Source organism: Aquipseudomonas alcaligenes NBRC 14159, assembly GCF_000467105.1.
GTDB lineage: Bacteria > Pseudomonadota > Gammaproteobacteria > Pseudomonadales > Pseudomonadaceae > Aquipseudomonas > Aquipseudomonas alcaligenes.
In genome coordinates this window covers 92,225-111,328 of sequence record NZ_BATI01000007.1, presented here as the reverse complement: position 1 = coordinate 111,328, position 19,104 = coordinate 92,225, and the positions used below count along the sequence as shown (strand labels likewise).

Here is a 19,104-nt window from a genome sequence, read left to right as displayed (position 1 = left end):
GTGGTGGGCAGAATTCTGCACAGGATGCCAACTATGCCCCGTCCTTGCGCTCGGCATCCTGTGGCGTGCTGTTGACCCAGTCGCCGAGCAGGCTGAAGGCCACGGCCAGCAGGGTTGGGCCCAAGAACAGGCCCATGAAGCCGAACGCCAGGATGCCGCCGAACACGCCGAGCAGCACCACTACCAGCGGCAGGTTGCCGCCACGGCTGATCAGGTAGGGTTTGAGGACGTTGTCCACCCCGCTGATGACGAACATGCCCCAGATGCCGAGGAACACCGCCATGCCGTAATGCTCCTGGCTGACCAGCCAGGCGGTGGCGGGAATCCACACCAGCGGCGGGCCCATGGGAATCAGGCTGAGCACGAAGGTGATGATGCCCAGCACCAGCGCTCCCGGCACCCCGGCGATGTAGAAGCCGATCAGTGCCAGCACGGCCTGGGCCGCCGCGGTACCGATCACGCCGTTGACCACCCGCTGCACGGTGCCGGCCACCAGCTCCAGGTAATGCCCGGCGCGGTCACCGATCAGGCGCCCCAGCAGGCTTTGCACGAAGGACGCCATGCGCGGGCCATCGCGGTAGAAGAAGAACACCAGCACCAGGCTCAGGGCCAGCTCCAGCATGCCGCCACCGATCTGGGCGCTGCGCGCCAGCAGCCAGTTGCCCACCTGCCCCAGATACGGCCGCACCGCCTCCAGCAGGGCAACCCCCTCCTCGTCGATACGATTCCACAGACCGACCAGACGCTCGCCCACCAGCGGCAGACCACCCAGCCAAGTCGGCGGATCGGGCAGGCCGTCGACCTGGAAATCCTTGAACAGCGCGGTGGCATCGCGGATGTGGTCAGCCAGGTTGAACCCGAGCCAGACCAGCGGCACCGCCACCAGGACCATCCAGCCGGCCGTGAGGATGGCCGCGGCGGTGTTGGCCCGGCCATTCATGGCGCGGCTCAGCAGGCGCATCAGCGGCCAGCTGGCGAAGGCCAGCACCGCGGCCCAGAAAAGCGCCGAGAAGAAAGGCGCCAGCACCCAGGCGCAGGCGCCCAGCAACGCCAGCAGCAGAATCTGCACCAGCAGACGATCATTGTTCAGCATGGTCATGCATCCCCAGGCAAACCGGACACGCGGGTCCGGGGTCAATCAGCATTCAGCGCAGTGGCTGCAAAGTCAGGCCCTTGCCTTCGCTGCCCTGCAGCTGCAGGCGCGTGGCTGCCGCGCCCTGTTGCTGCAAAGCCGTACGCCAGGCATCGGCATGGATTCCGGAAAGCCCCAGACGCAACGTGCTGTCGAGCCGCAGCGTCTGCACCAGCAAGGCACTCCAATCATCGTTCGGTGCATCGACAATCGCCAGCTGCAGTTGGCCGTCGCGGCGCAACTGACGCAGCAGGGTGCCGGCGGTCGGCAGCAACGTCGGCAACGGCGCGCCTGCATCCAGCTGCTCCACATGCAGGTAGGCGCGGCGATTGCCGCGGACGATGCCGTACAGCGCCAGCAGGCTGTCCTGCGGCTCGGCCAGGCGCAGCAGCAGGTAGCTCTGCTGCTCCTCGGGGCCATAGAGCTTGGCGCTGCCGAAGATCTGGTTGGCCCACAGGCTGCTGGAACCGCAGTCGCGCCCCTCGCACCAGAACAACAGTTGCGCGCCCTGCTCCTGCAAATGCTGGCGAGCAATCTGCAGGGCCTCGCGAGGCCCGTGCTCTTCCGGCAACTGATAGGTGAGCGCACGCAGACGGCCCTCGACGAGAACTTCACGCGCAACCAGCTGGCCGCTGATGCGGCGCAGCGAATCCTGCGGGTAGCGGCGTTCGGCAGCGGGGGTGTCGCGGTAGTCGACGATCACGGAGCGCGCCAGGCGTGGCAGTACCTCCAGATCCTGGCTACCTGCCGGTTCAGCCGCCAGCAGGGGCGCACAGACCAGGCTCAGACAAAAGAGAAGATGGTGACGCATGCGCCTCCTTAGCGTGTCAGCATGCCTTGCGCGGTTTTCACCAGCTTGGCGTCATCCTGGGGCCTGACCGGCACCTGCAGCCCGCGTTGCACGGCCGGGCGCACGGCAATGGCGTCCATCCAGCGCTGGAGGTGCTCCAGGCCGTCGATGGCCACGCCGGCCCAGTCGTGGATGCGCACCCAGGGATAGGTGGCGATATCGGCGATGCCGTAGTCGCCGGCCAGGTACTCGGCCTCACCCAGGCGCCGATCGAGCACCTCATACAGGCGTCGGGTCTCGTGCTGGTAGCGGTCGATGGCGCCCTGCAGCTTCTCCGGGAAGTAGCGGAAGAACACATTGGCCTGTCCCTGCATCGGCCCCACTCCTCCCATCTGGAACATTAACCACTGGATGGCCAGCGAGCGCCCCTTGGGATCGCTGGGCAGCAACTGGCCGGTTTTCTCCGCCAGGTACAGCAGGATGGCTCCCGACTCGAACACGGCGAAACCGTCATCGACGATGGCCGGGATGCGCCCGTTGGGGTTGATGCGCAGGAACTCCGGGGCTTTCTGTTCCTGCCTGTCGAAGGACAGCGCATGCACCTCATAGGGCAGCCCGAGCTCTTCGAGGGCGATGGATATCTTGTGGCCGTTGGGCGTGGCGGCGGTGTACAGCTCGATCATGGCAACCTCCGAAGCGATGCGCACAGCCTCGGCAGTTGCCAGGGCCGCGTCAAGCGCGACGGAAGAATGGATTGAAACAGTCTGCAACCTGCTGCGCACCGTTCTCGTCGTTGAGATGCAGGTGGTGTCCGCCTGGCAGGATATGGGTCGCGAAGCTCGTCTGCTCGATCAGGCTCCTGAGGCGTGGCTCGACACTCATCTGCCCGCCTTCGGCGAGGACCAGGCTGACCGGGCACTGCACGGCGCGGACGAACTGCTCGACATGGGCGAAGGTCAGGCGCATCACCGAGGGCAGGGTCAGGCGGATATCAGTGCGCCAGGTGTAACCACCCGGCACCGGTTCCAGGCCACGCTGGGCCAGCAGCTCGGCAGCCTCGCGGCTGACCGCGACAACGCCACGCATGCGTGCCTGCACGGCCGTATCCAGGTCCGGGTAGACCGGTTTCTGCTTGTCACGTACCGCCAGGCGCGCGCGCAGCGCCTCACCCAGGCGCTTGGGCGCGCTGTCGGCCTCGGCCGTGTAGGGCACCAGGCCGTCGATCAGCGCCAGACGTTCGATCCGCTCCGGCACCGCAGCCGCCAGCAAGGTGGAGATGATGCCGCCGAGGGAATGACCGAGCAGGGAAAAGCGCTGCCAGCCGAGCTGTTCGGCCACCAGCAGCACGTCCTCCAGATACTCCCACATGCTGTAGCTGGAGTTGCCGGCGTAGTGCCCGGAATGGCCATGGCCGGGGAAATCCAGGGCAACGATGCGTAGCCCTTCCAGCTTCGGCGCCAGGCGGGCGAAGGTCATGGCATTGTCCAGCCAGCCATGCAGGGCAATGACCGGCATGCCATCTTCCGGACCGAACAGATGTGCCGCCAGTTCCACGTGTGGCAGGCTGAAACGGGTTTCTTCCACCTTGAACGTCATGCCGAGTGCTCCTTGCCCTGCCCCTGCCAGCGACCGAACAGCTCACGCAGCAGATGGGCCGTATCCTGCGGACGCTCCAGCGGAAACATGTGGCCACCGGGCAGGCTCAGATACTCACCCTTGGGCACACGACTGACCTGCCGTGCATGATGCGGCAGCACCACCTTGCTGTGCCGGCCACGCACCACGGCGAGTGGTACGGCCAGTTGTTGTGGCCGGCCCGGCACGGTATGCGGCACGCTGCGGTAGATGCTGATCTCGGTGGCCGGATCGAAGCGCAGGCGCAGACGCCTCTCCTGCCCCTGGCCCTCCTCGCGCAAGCCATGACGCACGTAGGCGTCCAGGCATTCGGGGTCGAAACGGCTGAACAGCGTCTTGCCGGCGAAATAGTCACGCGCCTCGCGAACGTCACCGAATGCCTCGCGACGCCCGACCGTTCGGCCCGCCGGGGTGATCCGGTCGATAAAGCCGAAGCGCTTGGCGGCGCGGATCACCAGGCGGTCGACACCGGTGAGCAGCGGCGAGTCGAGCATCACCACACCGCGATACAGCTCGGGGCGACGCAGCGCCGCGTGGTAATGCAGCACGCCGCCGAGCGAATGGCCGACACCCCAGACCGGCTCGCTACCCTGCTCCACGTGCAGGATCAGCTCGTCCACCAGGTTGTTCCAGTTGTCGTCCACCGGGAAGCGCGGGTCATGACCGTGCTGTTCCAGGTGCCGTATCCGGTAATCCGGCTCCAGCGCACTGAACAGCTTGCCGTAGGTGGCCGAGGGGAAGCCATTGGCATGGGCGAAGAAAATGGTTTGCGACATGGCGAGCGGACTGCTGAAAGATTCCCGCAGATTGTCCGGCACGTCAGGTTGGGCGGCAATCGGCAGAAGGTGCCAGATGCGCCAAAGAACAGGTGCAGCGCGCCAAAAGGCGCGTTGCAGAGGCTCCGGGGCCGCCTTGCACGGCCCCGAACCAAATCACGCGGTCTGAATCGCCGGCGCGCCGCGCAGCCGGTCGAAAACCACCGCGACCAGCAGGGTCAGCGCCACCGGCAGCAACCAGCCAAGGCCTTCGGCAGCCAGCGGCAGGTGGGCAAACACGCCCGGCACCAGGCCCTTGAAACCGGCGGCATTGAACGCATCGACCAGGCCGAACACCAGCGTCACCGCCATCACCGGCACGAACACGCGCGGTGACGAGCGCCAGAACCCGTCCAGCAGGCTCAGCGCGACCAGCACGATGGCCAGCGGATAGAGACCGACCAGCACCGGCACCGACACGCTGATCAGCTGGGTCAGGCCCTGGTTGGCCACCAGCAGGCTGAACACACCGAAGGTCAGCACCACGGCGCGATAGGACACCGGCAGCAGCTTGCTGAAGTACTCGCCACAGGCGGTCAGCAGCCCCACCGCCGTGGTCAGGCAGGCCAGGGTGATGACCACCGCCAGCAGCAGGCTGCCGTAGATGCCGAAGGTGTGCTCGACATAGGTGGTGAGGATCTGCACGCCGTTCTGCGCATCACCGGCGATGCCCTGGCTGGTGGCACCGAGGTAGAACAGCGCCAGGTAGACCAGCGACAGGCCAATCGCGGCGATGATGCCAGCGATCACCGAATAGCGGGTGATCAGTGCACTGTCACGCACGCCACGATCCTTGATCGCGGTGGCGATGACGATGCCGAATACCAGCGCACCCAGGGTATCCATGGTCAGGTAGCCCTGCAGGAAACCCTGCACGAAAGGCATTGCCTCATAGGCTTCGGTGCTCTGGCCGATCTCGCCGGCCGGAGCCAGCAAGGCCGCACCACCGAGTACCAGCAAAGCAGCCAGCAGCACCGGGGTGATGAACTTGCCGATGCTGTCGACCAGCTTGCCCGGATTCAGGGCGAGGAACAGCACGGCGGCAAAGTAGGCCAGCGTGTACAGGCCCAGCGCCAGCGGCTCGTTGCCGGCAAAAGGCGCCACGCCCATTTCGAAGGACACCACGGCGGTACGCGGAGTGGCGAACAGCGGGCCGATGGCCAGGTAAACGGCCACCGCCAGCAGCGTGCCGGCACGCCGACCGAGCGGTGCGGTCAGTTCGGGCATGCCGCCACCAACACGCGCCAGCGCGACCACGGTAAGCAGCGGCAGGCCGACACCGGTGATCAGGAAACCGAACGCGGCGGACCAGACATTGGCTCCAGCGGCCATGCCGGCGCTGGGCGGGAAGATGATGTTACCGGCGCCCAGGAACAGGGCAAAAGTCATGAAGCCAAGGGCCAGGAGGTCGAGGCTTTTAAGGCGAGTCATAGCAGGAAGTACCACAGGCAGAAATTCATAGAAAACGGCAGGGTTTCCGCTGGATTGGGAAACGTCGCCGTCCGCGATTGGCGAACGACCACTAGACCCCGGCCCTACCCTTGTGGGGTTTGGCGGGAGATAGTTGCAATACTAACGATTTGTCCGACACACCGCTTCGAACGATGGTCGGCGCGTCGATTGGACAGAACAAAGTGTCGCCAGGACACAACTTTCTGACTGTCCGGGCAGAAATGAAAAGGCCGCCCGAAGGCGGCCTTTTCGTATCAAGTCAGCCTCAGGCCTTCTTGACTTCCCAACCGGTCAGCTCGGCCAGGGCCTTGCCGATGTCGGCCAGGGAACGCACGGTTTTGACACCAGCGTCCTGCAGGGCGGCGAACTTCTCGTCCGCAGTGCCCTTGCCACCGGAGATGATGGCACCGGCGTGGCCCATGCGCTTGCCGGGCGGTGCGGTGACACCGGCGATGTAGGACACCACCGGCTTGGTCACGTTGGCCTTGATGTAGGCTGCGGCTTCTTCTTCAGCGCTACCGCCGATCTCACCGATCATGACGATCGCTTCGGTCTTCGGGTCTTCCTGGAACAGCTTCAGGATGTCGATGAAGTTGGAGCCCGGGATCGGGTCGCCGCCGATGCCCACGCAGGTGGATTGGCCAAAGCCGGCGTCGGTGGTCTGCTTCACGGCTTCATAGGTCAGGGTGCCGGAACGCGACACGATACCTACCTTGCCCGGCAGGTGGATGTGACCCGGCATGATGCCGATCTTGCACTCACCGGGAGTGATGACGCCCGGGCAGTTCGGGCCGATCAGGCGTACGCCCAGCTCGTCGCACTTGACCTTGGCGTCCAGCATGTCGAGGGTCGGGATGCCTTCGGTGATGCACACGATCAGCTTGATGCCGCCGTTGGCCGCTTCCAGGATCGAGTCCTTGCAGAACGGAGCCGGAACGTAGATCACGGACGCATCGGCGCCGGTGGCTTCGACAGCTTCCTTGACGGTGTTGAACACCGGCAGGCCCAGGTGGGTGGTGCCACCCTTGCCCGGAGTTACGCCGCCAACCATCTTGGTGCCGTAGGCGATGGCTTGTTCGCTGTGGAAAGTGCCCTGCGAGCCGGTGAAGCCCTGGCAGATGACTTTGGTGTCTTTATTGATCAGGACGCTCATTACTTGCCCTCCGCGGCTTTGACGACCTGCTGGGCAGCGTCGGTGAGGCTGGTAGCCGCGATGATGTTCAGACCACTGTCGGCCAGGACCTTGGCGCCCAGCTCGGCATTGTTACCTTCCAGACGGACCACGACCGGCACTTTCACGCCGACTTCTTTCACGGCGCCGATGATGCCTTCGGCGATCATGTCGCAGCGCACGATGCCGCCGAAGATGTTCACCAGTACGGCAGCGACGTTGCTGTCGGACAGGATGATCTTGAAGGCTTCGGTCACGCGTTCTTTGGTCGCGCCGCCGCCGACGTCGAGGAAGTTGGCCGGCTTGCCGCCGTGCAGGTTGACGATGTCCATGGTGCCCATGGCCAGGCCAGCACCGTTGACCATGCAACCGATGTTGCCTTCCAGCGCGACGTAGTTCAGTTCCCACTTCTGCGCATGGGCTTCACGCGCGTCGTCCTGGGACGGGTCGTGCATGGCGCGCAGCTTGGGCTGACGGTACATGGCGTTGGAGTCGATGTTGATCTTGGCATCCAGGCAGTGCAGGTTGCCGTCCTTCTTGATCACCAGCGGGTTCACTTCCAGCAGCGCCAGGTCGTAGTCCTGGAACAGCTTGGCCAGGCCCACGAAGATGTGGGTGAACTGCTTGATCTGGTCGCCCTGCAGGCCCAGCTGGAAGGCCAGCTCGCGGCCCTGGTACGGCTGCGCACCGACCAGCGGGTCGATGGTGGCCTTGAGGATCTTCTCGGGAGTTTCGTGGGCAACTTTCTCGATGTCCACGCCACCTTCGGTGGAGGCCATGAACACGATACGGCGGCTGGAACGGTCGACGACGGCGCCGAGGTACAGCTCCTTGTCGATGTCGGTGCAGGACTCAACCAGAATCTTGCTGACCGGCTGGCCATTGGCGTCTGTCTGGTAGGTCACCAGACGCTTGCCCAACCACTGGGCGGCGAACGCCTTGGCGTCTTCCTTGTTCTTGACCAGCTTGACGCCGCCCGCTTTACCGCGGCCACCGGCGTGCACCTGGGCTTTGACAACCCACTCGCTGCCACCGATCTTTTCGCAGGCCGCAGCCGCTTCTTCCGGGGTGTCAACGGCATAGCCAGTGGATACCGGCAGGCCGTATTCAGCGAACAGCTGCTTACCCTGATACTCGTGAAGATTCATGCTTATCTACCGTTCTTCGTTTAGGTATTGCGCATTTCGGCGCTGCGCTCATGGCACCGCGCCACCTGTGACTGCACTGGTTAGCAGTCCGACGGGCATTCCTGCGACAGACTCTTGCAAGCCGCCACGGGCCGCCCGCCGTGGTTTTTCTGGTTTGGGCGCAAGCGCCCGCACGCATTAACGCTTCTTGCGATTGGCGATGTGGATGGCGTGACCATTCACCGCCAGAGCCGCTTCGTGCAGCGCTTCGGACAGCGTCGGGTGCGAGAACACCATCATGCCCAGGTCTTCGGCACTGGTGCCGAACTCCATGCCGATGGCGCCCTGCTGGACCAGCTCGGCCGCGCTCGGGCCAATCACGTGTACGCCCAGCACGCGGTCGGTCTTGGCATCGGCGATGACCTTGACCAGACCGGCGGTGTCGTTGGCGGCCATGGCACGACCGCTGGCAGCGAACGGGAAGGTACCGACGTTGATCTCGACGCCTTCGGCCTTGAGCTGCTGCTCGGTCTTGCCGACCCAGGCGATTTCCGGGTGGGTGTAGATCACCGACGGGACCAGGTCGTAGTTCATCTGCGCCTTGTGGCCCTTGATGCGCTCGGCAACCATCACGCCCTCTTCCGAGGCCTTGTGCGCGAGCATCGCGCCACGCACCACGTCACCGATGGCGTAGACGCCCGGTACGCTGGTTTCGCACTGGTCGTTGACGAAGATGAAGCCACGCTCGTCCAGGGTCACGCCGCTGTCGGCGGCCAGCAGGTTGGTGGTCACCGGGCGACGGCCGACGGCGACGATCAGCTTGTCGAAGGTCAGCTTCTGCTCGCCGGTGGCGTCGGTGAAGGTCACAGTCACCTGCTTCTTCTTCACTTCGCTGCCGGTCACGCGGGCGCCCAGACGGATGTCCAGACCCTGCTTGCTGAGGATCTTCAGGGCTTCCTTGGAGATCTGCTCGTCGGCGGCGGCGAGGAACTTGTCCATGGCCTCCAGCACGGTCACTTCGGCACCCAGGCGGGCCCAGACGGAGCCCAGCTCCAGACCGATGACGCCGGCACCGATCACGCCCAGCTTCTTCGGCACGGCCTGGAATTCCAGGGCGCCGGTGGAGTCGACGATCACGTCTTGGTCGACCGGAGCCGGCGGAATGTCCACCGGACGCGAGCCGGAGGCAAGGATTACATTCTCGGCCTCGACCACCTGGACGGAGCCGTCCAGAGCGGTGACTTCAACCTTCTTGCCGGCCAGCAGCTTGCCGTGGCCTTCCAGCAGGGTGACGCCATTGGACTTGAACAGGCCGGCAACGCCGCCAGTCAGGTTCTTGATGATAGTGTTCTTGCGCGCGACCATCTGCGGTACGTCGATGGTGACGCCCTTGGCCTCGATGCCATGGACTTTGAAGCCTTCGTGGGCCTCGTGGTACTTGTAGGAGCTGTCCAGCAGCGCCTTCGACGGAATGCAGCCGACGTTCAGGCAGGTGCCGCCCAGGGCGACCTTGCCGTCCTTGTCCTGGTACTTCTCGATGCAGGCGGTCTTCAGACCGAGTTGCGCGGCCTTGATGGCGGCCACGTAGCCCCCTGGGCCCGCGCCAATCACTACCACGTCGAATTTCTGGGTCATAACTCATTCCTTCTCGAATAAAACCGGGCGGTTCCTTGTGAGAACCGCCTTGTTGCGCAGCTCCGGGATCAGATGTCCAGCAGCAGGCGAGCCGGGTCTTCCAGCAGGTTCTTGATGGTGACGAGGAAGCTCACCGCTTCCTTGCCATCGATCAGACGGTGATCGTAGGACAGCGCCAGGTACATCATCGGGCGGATCACGACCTGGCCGTTGATGGCCACCGGGCGCTGGATGATGTTGTGCATGCCGAGGATCGCGGCCTGCGGCGGGTTGACGATCGGGGTCGACATCATCGAACCGAAGGTGCCGCCGTTGGTGATGGTGAAGGTGCCACCGGTCATCTCTTCGATCGACAACTTGCCGTCGCGGGCCTTCTTGCCGAAGGTGGCGATGCCGTTCTCGACTTCGGCCAGACTCATCAGCTCGGCGTTGCGCAGCACCGGAACCACCAGGCCACGGTCGCTGGACACGGCCACGCCGATGTCCTGATAGCCGTGGTAGACGATGTCGTTGCCATCGATCGAGGCGTTGACCGCCGGGAAGCGCTTCAGCGCCTCGACCGCAGCCTTGACGAAGAAGGACATGAAGCCCAGGCGCACGCCGTTGTGGGTCTTCTCGAACAGGTCCTTGTACTTCGAACGCAGGGCCATGACTTCATGCATGTCCACTTCGTTGAAGGTGGTCAGCATGGCCATGGTGGACTGTGCTTCGACCAGGCGCTCGGCAACCTTGGCACGCAGACGGGTCATCGGTACGCGCTTCTCGACGCGATCGCCGGCGGCGAACACCGGAGCCTCGGCAGCCGGCGCAGCCGGTTTGGCCGCGGCGGCCGGAGCGGCGCTCTTGGCGGCGACGGCAGCAACGGCGTCTTCCTTGGTCACGCGACCGCCTTTGCCGGTACCGACGATGGCGTTCGGGTCGATACCGCCCTCCTCGGCAATCTTGCGCGCGGCAGGCGACAGGATGGCGTCATCGCTGGCGGCGGCAGCGGCAGCCGGAGCGGCAGCAGCGGCGGCGGCAGGCGCAGCAGCGGCCGGGGCGGCAGCGACAGCAGCGCCGGCGGCACCCAGCTTACCCAGCAGCTCGCCGGACAGGACGGTATCACCCTCGTTCTTGACGATTTCGGCGAGAACGCCGTCGGCTTCGGCGAGTACTTCCATCACCACCTTGTCGGTTTCGATGTCGACGATCAGCTCATCGCGCTTGACCGCGTCGCCCGGCTTCTTGTGCCAGGTGGCCACGGTGCCGTCGGCGACCGATTCCGGGAAGGTTGGGGCTTTGATCTCGATAGCCATTGTGTGTGTTTCCTTAAATTCGTTTCTTCAGGGGGCGACGACCCATGCCGTCACCCCGATGCGCGAGGGCGTTAGACAGTAAAGGCGTCGTTCAGCAGTTTTTCCTGCTGTTCGGCGTGCATCGAGGCATAGCCACAGGCCGGGGCCGCCGAGGCGTCGCGACCGGCGTACTGCAGGAACAGCTCCTTCTTGTGCGCCGAGGCAACGCGACGCATGTGGTGCTGACTGCAGTACCAGGCGCCCTGGTTCATCGGCTCTTCCTGACACCAGACGATGTGCTTGAGGTTCTTGTACGGCGCCAGAGCCTCGGCCAGATCGTCTTCGGGGAACGGGTAGAGTTGTTCGATGCGCACGATGGCGATGTCGTCACGCTTCTCGGCACGACGCTTGGCCAGCAGGTCGTAGTAAACCTTGCCGCTGCACAGGACGACGCGCTCGACCTTCTTCGCCTCGATCGGATCGATCTCGCCGATAACGGTCTGGAACGAGCCTTCGGCCAGTTCTTCCAGGGTCGAGATCGCCAACGGGTGGCGCAGCAGCGACTTGGGCGACAGCACCACCAGCGGCTTGCGCAGCGGGCGAATGACCTGGCGACGCAGCAGGTGGTAGATCTGCGCCGGGGTAGTCGGCATGCAGACCTGCATGTTGTGCTCGGCGCACAGCTGCAGGAAGCGCTCCAGGCGCGCGGAGCTGTGCTCCGGGCCCTGCCCTTCGTAGCCGTGCGGCAGCAGCATGGTCAGACCGCACAGGCGACCCCACTTGTGCTCACCGCTGGAGATGAACTGGTCGAACACCACCTGGGCGCCGTTGGCGAAGTCGCCGAACTGTGCTTCCCAGATCACCAGCGCGTTCGGCATGGTGGTGGCATAGCCGTACTCGAAGGCCAGTACCGCTTCTTCCGAAAGGAAGGAGTCGAACAGCTGGAACTTCGGCTGGCCCTCGAACAGATTCTGCAGCGGCAGGTAGGTGCTGGCATCCTTCTGGTTGTGCAGCGCCGCATGGCGGTGCGAGAAGGTGCCGCGGCCGACGTCCTGACCGGTCATGCGTACCGGGTGGCCTTCGAACAGCAGGGTGGCGTAGGCCAGGTTCTCGGCGTAGCCCCAGTTGATCGGCATGGCGCCGGCGGTCATCTTGGCGCGGTCTTCCAGCACCTTGGCGACCTGACGTTGCAGCACGAAGCCTTCCGGAATTTCCAGCAGCTTGCCGGCCAGTTCCTGCAGGGTCTTCAGCTCGAAGCGGGTGTCATGGCGAGCGGTCCAGGTGTGGCCCAGGTAGGGGCGCCAGTCGACGAACAGCTCCTTGTTCGGCTCCTTGACCAGGCTCTTGACCACGTGCTGGCCGTTGTCCAGCGCGCTGCGGTAGTCCTCGATCTTGGCCTTGACCGCCTCCTCGGCAATACGACCGGCCTGGATCAGGCTGTCGGCGTACAGCTCGCGGGTGGTGCGCTGCTTGGCGATCTGCTGGTACATCAGCGGCTGGGTGCCGCTCGGCTCGTCGGCCTCGTTGTGGCCGCGACGACGGTAGCAGACCAGGTCGATGACCACGTCACGCTTGAACTGCATGCGGTAGTCGACGGCCAGCTGGGTGACGAACAGCACTGCTTCCGGGTCGTCGCCATTCACATGGAAGATCGGCGCCTGGATCATCTTCGCCACATCGGTGCAGTACTCGGTGGAGCGCGAGTCCTCGGGGCGGCTGGTGGTGAAGCCGACCTGGTTGTTGATCACGATGTGGATGGTGCCGCCGGTCTTGTAGGCACGGGTCTGCGACATCTGGAAGGTTTCCATGACCACGCCCTGACCGGCGAACGCCGCGTCACCGTGGATGGAAATCGGCAGTACCTTGTCGCCGGTGGTGTCCTGGCGACGATCCTGACGAGCGCGCACGGACCCTTCGACCACCGGAGAGACGATCTCCAGGTGCGACGGGTTGAACGCCAGCGCCAGGTGCACTTCGCCACCCGGAGTCATGACGTTGGACGAGAAGCCCTGGTGGTACTTCACGTCACCGGACGACAGGCCTGCGACCTGCTTGCCTTCGAACTCGTCGAACAGGTCGCGCGGGTTCTTGCCGAAGGTGTTGACCAGCACGTTCAGACGGCCGCGGTGGGCCATGCCGATGACGATTTCCTGGGTACCGTAGGAGCCGCAGCGCTGGATGATCTCGTCCAGCAGCGGGATCAGGCTCTCACCACCCTCCAGGCCGAAACGCTTGGTGCCCGGGTACTTGGTGCCCAGGTACTTTTCCAGGCCCTCGGCGGCAGTCAGGCGCTCAAGCAGGTGCGCCTGTACTTCCGGCGAATAGGCCGGACGGCCGCGCACGCTCTCCAGACGCTGCTGGAACCACTTGCGCTGCTCGGAATCGACGATGTGGGTGAACTCGGCGCCGATGGTGCGACAATATGTCTGCTGCAGCGCTTCGTGGATTTCCCTTAGAGTCGCTTCCTCCTTGCCGATGTAAAGCTCACCGGTACGGAAGGTGGTGTCGAGGTCGGCATTGGTCAGGCCATAGTGATGGACTGCCAGATCGGCCGGCGCAGGACGCTGCCACAACCCCAGCGGGTCGAGCGTCGAGGCCTGATGGCCGCGCATGCGGTATGCCTGGATCAGGCGCAGGACTTCCACCTGCTTCTTCTCGTGCTCACTGCTGACGCTCCCGGCGGAAACCGGTTGAGCGCGGCGCTGGTTCTTCGCCAGCAGCACGAAATGATCGCGGACAGTGGAGTGCGAAACGTCGGTCGCGGCATTGCCATCGGCCGGCAGTTTCTGGAAGTAGGTGCGCCACTCTTCGGGCACAGCGTTGGGATCGTGCAGGTAGAGCTCGTAGAGCTCTTCCACGTAGGCCGCGTTGCCACCGGATAGGTGGGCGCTGTCCCACATGCGCTGCATCACGCTTTCTTGCATGCTTGGTCACCCTCGGTAAGGGGACACCACCGGCGTAGAAGCCGTAGCTGGGCCATTCATAGTCCTAGAGCAGCGACCTGGTAAGCCACTACGGATCCCGCAGATAGTCCGGGTACCAGCCCGGATGCCCCTGCTGGTCGTCATTTTCTTTCAAATAAGACCCCCGGCTTTGTGAGCTGGGGGTCTGGCTTTACTGCGCCGACGAATCGTTCCGCCGACGCAGGTGTTGCGTGAAGCTGTGGATCAGGTACCGCTCTGCAGCAGCATGTTGCGCACGTGACCGATGGCCTTGGTTGGGTTCAGGCCTTTCGGGCAGACGTTGACGCAGTTCATGATGCCGCGGCAGCGGAACACGCTGAACGGGTCATCCAGGGACGCCAGACGCTCGGCGGTCTTGGTGTCACGGCTGTCGGCCAGGAAGCGATAGGCCTGCAGCAACGCGGCGGGACCGAGGAACTTGTCCGGGTTCCACCAGAAGGACGGGCAGCTGGTCGAGCAGCAAGCGCACAGGATGCACTCGTACAGACCGTCCAGCTTCTCACGCTCTTCCGGGCTCTGCAGACGCTCGATGGCCGGAGCCGGCGTATCATTCTGCAGGAACGGCTGCACCTTCTCGTACTGCTTGTAGAAGATGCTCATATCGACGACCAGGTCACGAATGACCGGCAGACCCGGCAGCGGACGAATCACCAGCTTGTCACCCTTCACCACGGTGGAGATCGGGGTGATGCAGGCCAGGCCGTTCTTGCCGCTGATGTTCATGCCATCGGAGCCGCAAACGCCTTCACGGCAGGAGCGACGGTAGGAGAAACCTTCGTCCTGCTCCTTGATCAGGGCCAGCACGTCGAGAACCATCAGGTCCTTGCCGTCGATCTGCACCTGGAAATCCTGCATGAACGGCGCAGCGTCTTTTTCCGGGTTGTAGCGATAAACGCTGACTTGCAAAGTTTTACCAAGAGACATGGCAGCCACCCTTAATAAGTACGTACTTTGGGTTCAAAAGCAGGAACGGTCTTTGGCGCGAAGTTGACAGCGCGCTTGGAGACACGTTTCTCACCCGGGAAGTACAGCGAGTGGCACAGCCAGTTCTCGTCGTCGCGATCCTCGAAGTCTTCGCGGGCGTGAGCACCACGGGACTCGGTACGGGTATCGGCGGCGATGGCAGTGGCCTCGGCCACTTCCAGCAGGTTCTGCAGCTCCAGCGCTTCGATGCGCGCGGTGTTGAAGGCCTGGCTCTTGTCGGCGATCTTTACGTTGGCGATACGCTCACGCAGATCGGCCAGCTGAGAGATGCCCTTCTTCATGTATTCGCCGGTACGGAATACACCGAAGTAGTTCTGCATGCACTGCTGCAGTTCTTTACGCAGCGGAGCCACGTCTTCACCACTGCTGCGCTCGTTGACGCCGGACAGGCGCTTGAGCGAAGCCTCGATGTCGGTTTCGCTGGCACCACGGACTTCCACGCCTTCTTTCAGCGCTTTTTCCAGGTGCAGACCAGCGGCGCGGCCGAATACCACCAGGTCGAGCAGCGAGTTGCCGCCCAGACGATTGGCACCGTGCACCGATACGCAAGCGACTTCACCTACGGCGAACAGGCCTTCGATGATCTTGTCGTTGCCGTTGGCGTCCTGGGTGATGGCCTGACCATGGATGTTGGTGGCCACGCCGCCCATCATGTAGTGGCAGGTCGGAATCACCGGAACCGGAGCGACGACCGGGTCGACGTGTGCGAAGGTCTTCGACAGTTCGCAGATGCCCGGCAGACGGCTGTGCAGCACGTCTTCGCCGAGGTGGTCGAGCTTCAGCAGCACGTGGTCCTTGTCCGGGCCACAGCCGTTGCCGGCGATCACTTCCTTGACCATGGAGCGGGCGACCACGTCGCGGCCAGCCAGGTCTTTGGCGTTCGGCGCGTAACGCTCCATGAAGCGCTCGCCGTGGGCGTTGATCAGGTAGCCACCTTCACCGCGGCAGCCTTCGGTCACCAGTACACCGGCGCCGGCGATGCCGGTCGGGTGGAACTGCCACATTTCGATGTCCTGCACCGGCACGCCAGCGCGCAGGGCCATGCCCACGCCGTCACCGGTGTTGATCAGGGCGTTGGTGGTGGAGGCGTAGATACGGCCGGCACCACCAGTGGCCAGAACCACGGCCTTGGAACGGATGTAGACGGTCTCGCCGGTCTCGATGCAGATAGCGATGATGCCGACGATGGCGCCATCCTGGTTCTTCACCAGGTCAACGGCGTACCACTCGTTGAGGAACGAGGTGCCAGCCTTCAGGTTGGCCTGGTACAGGGTGTGCAGCAGGGCGTGACCGGTACGGTCGGCCGCAGCACAGGTACGGGCTGCCTGGGTCGGATTGTCCGGGCCCTTGGACTGGCCACCGAACGGGCGCTGGTAGATGCGGCCCTGCTCGGTACGGGAGAACGGCAAGCCCATGTGCTCGAGCTCGAACACGGCTTCCGGACCGACGGAGCACATGTATTCGATCGCGTCCTGGTCACCGATGTAGTCGGAGCCCTTGACGGTGTCGTACATGTGCCAGCGCCAATCGTCGTTCGGGTCGGCCGAAGCGATGGCGCAGGTGATGCCGCCCTGAGCGGACACAGTGTGCGAACGGGTCGGGAAGACCTTGGTCACCACGGCAGTCTTGTGACCGCCCTGAGCCAGTTGCAGTGCGGCACGCATGCCTGCACCACCGCCACCGACGATGATGGCGTCATAGGAAAGAGTACGAATGCTAGACATGAATCAGAAACCCCACAGGATCTGCACACCCCAGACGAACACGACGAACTGAAGAACGCCGCAAGCCGCCTGGACGAGGAAACGCACGCCGGTCGCCCAACGGCCGATGGCCATGGGGGTCAGGTAGTCGGTAGTGATGGTCCACATGCCGACCCAGGCGTGCACGATCAGCGCAACCAGCGCCAGCAGGCTGAAGATGCGCATCGCATTGTGGGAGAAAAGGCCGTGCCATTCGGCGTAGCCCAGACCTGGATTGGCTACCATGTAGCCGATCAGGAAGATGAAATAAGCCGCGAGAACAACCGCAGAAACGCGCTGAGCCATCCAGTCGTAGAGGCCAGAGCGCGAGAAGTTGGTTACGTTGGTTACCATATCCACACCCCCACCAGAACGATGATCACAGCCGACACGGCGATGACGATCTTCGAGCCCAGCTTGCCGCCTTCCAGCGACTCGCCGACACCCATGTCCATGATCAGGTGGCGTACGCCGGCCACCAGGTGATACAGCAGGGCGGACAGCAGACCCCAGACAATCAGCTTGGCCAGCGGACTGGTCAGACACGCCTTGACTTCTGCAAAGCCTTCCTCGGAAGCCAGGGATTTATCGAGAGCAAACAGCATCACGATGATACCCAGGAAGAGGATGACACCGGATACCCGGTGCAGAATGGACGTATAAGCTGTGATCGGGAGTTTTATGGTCCTGAGATCTAGGTTTACAGGTCGTTGGCTATTCACGGCTTTTTTCACACTAGAGGCCCCTAACAAACAGGGCAAGTTGTCGGGAAGTGCACTGGTCAGGTACCCCTCACCAAGGGAGTGCCAGCCGCCTTATTAAAGGCTCTAAAGCCTCTGACGGCCGGGCGCAGAGTATAGACAGTTAGGTTACTAATGACAACGCAAGACCCCACACCCAAAAGCGGATTGCGCGGCCTTAATAAATGACGTATTAGGCCCCTCCCCGCGCCCTGAAAAAGGGCTGAAACCCGTCTGCCGTCTGGGTTTCAGTAAATTGACTTTCAGATTTATGTCTCTATAGTGTCCCGGGCCCTGCGTGGGGGGCTGTCTGATGATTCCAAGCATAAACAGGAGGCCGCACATGGCTGACAAAAAAGCGCAGTTGATCATCGAGGGCAATGCCCCCGTAGAGCTGCCCGTACTGACCGGCACCGTAGGTCCCGATGTTGTCGACGTGAGGGGCCTGACCGCCACGGGTCGCTTCACCTTTGATCCTGGCTTTATGTCGACCGCCTCTTGCGAGTCGAAGATCACCTACATCGACGGTGACGCCGGCATCCTGCTGCACCGCGGCTACCCCATCGAGCAGCTGGCCGAGAAATCCGACTACCTGGAAACCTGCTACCTGCTGCTGAACGGCGAACTGCCGACCGCCGAGCAGAAGGCCAAGTTCGTCAGCGTCATCAAGAACCACACCATGGTTCACGAGCAGCTGAAGAGCTTCTTCAACGGCTTCCGCCGCGATGCCCACCCGATGGCCATCATGTGCGGCGTAGTCGGCGCCCTCTCCGCCTTCTACCACGACTCGCTGGACATCAATAACGCCCAGCACCGCGAAGTGTCGGCCATGCGCCTGATCGCAAAGATGCCGACCATCGCCGCCATGGCTTACAAGTACTCCATGGGCCAGCCCATGATGTACCCGCGTAACGACCTGAACTACGCGGAAAACTTCCTGCACATGATGTTCAACACCCCGTGCGAGATCAAACCGATCAGCCCGGTGCTGGCCAAGGCAATGGACCGCATCTTCGTCCTGCACGCCGACCATGAGCAGAACGCCTCCACCTCCACCGTGCGCCTGGCCGGCTCTTCGGGTGCCAACCCGTTCGCCTGTATCGCCGCGGGTATCGCTGCACTCTGGGGCCCGGCACACGGCGGCGCCAACGAAGCCGTGCTGACCATGCTGGACGAGATCGGCAGCGTCGAGAACATCGACAAGTTCATCGCCAAGGCCAAGGACAAGAACGATCCGTTCAAGCTGATGGGCTTCGGTCACCGCGTGTACAAGAACCGCGACCCGCGCGCCACCGTGATGAAGAAGACCTGCGACGAAGTGCTGAGCGAGCTGGGCATCACCAACGACCCGCAGCTGCAGCTGGCCATGCGCCTGGAAGAGATCGCCCTCACCGATCCGTACTTCAAGGAACGCAACCTGTACCCGAACGTGGACTTCTACTCGGGCATCATCCTCAAGGCCATCGGCATCCCGACCAGCATGTTCACCGTGATCTTCGCCCTGTCGCGTACCGTCGGCTGGATCTCGCACTGGAAGGAAATGCTCTCCAGCCCGTACAAGATTGGCCGTCCGCGCCAGCTGTACACCGGCTACGACAAGCGCGACTACGTCAAGCTGGAGGACCGCAAGTAAGTTTTGCGGAC

Annotated in this window: 16 protein-coding genes; 1 reads left to right on the top strand and 15 read right to left on the bottom strand. The window is 63.5% G+C overall.

Annotation, left to right across the window (positions count from 1 at the left end; all coding sequences use genetic code 11):
* Positions 1–31 precede the first annotated feature (31 nt).
* From PA6_RS05070 to sdhC, 15 genes are all read right to left on the bottom strand, one after another.
* The gene (locus PA6_RS05070; protein ID WP_021699808.1) at positions 32–1,093 is read right to left on the bottom strand and encodes an AI-2E family transporter; all 1,062 of its coding nucleotides are present in this window, start codon (positions 1,091–1,093) and stop codon (positions 32–34) included.
* Between the two features lie 52 nt (positions 1,094–1,145).
* Positions 1,146–1,943, bottom strand: a complete 798-nt coding sequence (locus PA6_RS05065; protein WP_021699807.1) for a DUF4892 domain-containing protein — start codon at positions 1,941–1,943, stop codon at positions 1,146–1,148.
* A gap of 8 nt (positions 1,944–1,951) precedes the next feature.
* Positions 1,952–2,605, bottom strand: coding sequence for a glutathione S-transferase family protein (locus PA6_RS05060; RefSeq protein ID WP_021699806.1), 654 nt, complete (start codon positions 2,603–2,605; stop codon positions 1,952–1,954).
* 49 nt (positions 2,606–2,654) lie between these two features.
* Positions 2,655–3,518 (bottom strand): alpha/beta hydrolase, encoded by an 864-nt coding sequence (locus PA6_RS05055; RefSeq protein ID WP_021699805.1) that lies wholly within the window; start codon positions 3,516–3,518, stop codon positions 2,655–2,657.
* Complete coding sequence (locus tag PA6_RS05050; RefSeq protein ID WP_021699804.1) at positions 3,515–4,333, bottom strand: alpha/beta fold hydrolase; 819 nt, start codon at positions 4,331–4,333, stop codon at positions 3,515–3,517. The genes PA6_RS05055 and PA6_RS05050 overlap by 4 nt, the downstream gene beginning before the upstream one ends.
* Positions 4,334–4,489: 156 nt before the next feature.
* Positions 4,490–5,803: a branched-chain amino acid transport system II carrier protein gene (brnQ, locus tag PA6_RS05045; protein ID WP_021699803.1), complete on the bottom strand. Its 1,314-nt coding sequence runs from the start codon at positions 5,801–5,803 to the stop codon at positions 4,490–4,492.
* Between the two features lie 286 nt (positions 5,804–6,089).
* Positions 6,090–6,977 carry a succinate--CoA ligase subunit alpha gene (sucD, locus tag PA6_RS05040; RefSeq protein WP_021699802.1) on the bottom strand — a complete coding sequence of 296 codons (888 nt, stop codon included), beginning with the start codon at positions 6,975–6,977 and terminating at the stop codon, positions 6,090–6,092.
* A complete protein-coding gene (sucC, locus tag PA6_RS05035) occupies positions 6,977–8,143 on the bottom strand; it encodes an ADP-forming succinate--CoA ligase subunit beta (RefSeq protein WP_021699801.1) in 1,167 nt (388 codons plus the stop codon). The genes sucD and sucC overlap by 1 nt, the downstream gene beginning before the upstream one ends.
* Positions 8,144–8,320: 177 nt before the next feature.
* On the bottom strand, positions 8,321–9,757 hold the full coding sequence (gene lpdA, locus PA6_RS05030; RefSeq protein ID WP_021699800.1) for a dihydrolipoyl dehydrogenase: 1,437 nt from the start codon (positions 9,755–9,757) through the stop codon (positions 8,321–8,323).
* A gap of 68 nt (positions 9,758–9,825) precedes the next feature.
* The gene (odhB, locus tag PA6_RS05025) at positions 9,826–11,052 is read right to left on the bottom strand and encodes a 2-oxoglutarate dehydrogenase complex dihydrolipoyllysine-residue succinyltransferase (protein WP_021699799.1); all 1,227 of its coding nucleotides are present in this window, start codon (positions 11,050–11,052) and stop codon (positions 9,826–9,828) included.
* 71 nt (positions 11,053–11,123) lie between these two features.
* On the bottom strand, positions 11,124–13,955 hold the full coding sequence (locus PA6_RS05020; RefSeq protein ID WP_021699798.1) for a 2-oxoglutarate dehydrogenase E1 component: 2,832 nt from the start codon (positions 13,953–13,955) through the stop codon (positions 11,124–11,126).
* A gap of 243 nt (positions 13,956–14,198) precedes the next feature.
* Positions 14,199–14,918, bottom strand: coding sequence for a succinate dehydrogenase iron-sulfur subunit (locus tag PA6_RS05015; protein WP_021699797.1), 720 nt, complete (start codon positions 14,916–14,918; stop codon positions 14,199–14,201).
* Between the two features lie 11 nt (positions 14,919–14,929).
* Entirely contained in the window at positions 14,930–16,702 is a 1,773-nt protein-coding gene (gene sdhA, locus PA6_RS05010; protein ID WP_021699796.1) for a succinate dehydrogenase flavoprotein subunit, read from the bottom strand.
* 3 nt (positions 16,703–16,705) lie between these two features.
* Positions 16,706–17,074, bottom strand: coding sequence for a succinate dehydrogenase, hydrophobic membrane anchor protein (gene sdhD / locus PA6_RS05005; protein WP_021699795.1), 369 nt, complete (start codon positions 17,072–17,074; stop codon positions 16,706–16,708).
* Entirely contained in the window at positions 17,068–17,454 is a 387-nt protein-coding gene (sdhC, locus tag PA6_RS05000) for a succinate dehydrogenase, cytochrome b556 subunit (protein ID WP_169920005.1), read from the bottom strand. The genes sdhD and sdhC overlap by 7 nt, the downstream gene beginning before the upstream one ends.
* 349 nt (positions 17,455–17,803) lie before the next feature.
* On the opposite strand from sdhC, the gene gltA reads away from it, so the two are divergent.
* A complete protein-coding gene (gene gltA, locus PA6_RS04995) occupies positions 17,804–19,093 on the top strand; it encodes a citrate synthase (RefSeq protein ID WP_021699793.1) in 1,290 nt (429 codons plus the stop codon).
* Positions 19,094–19,104 lie beyond the last annotated feature (11 nt).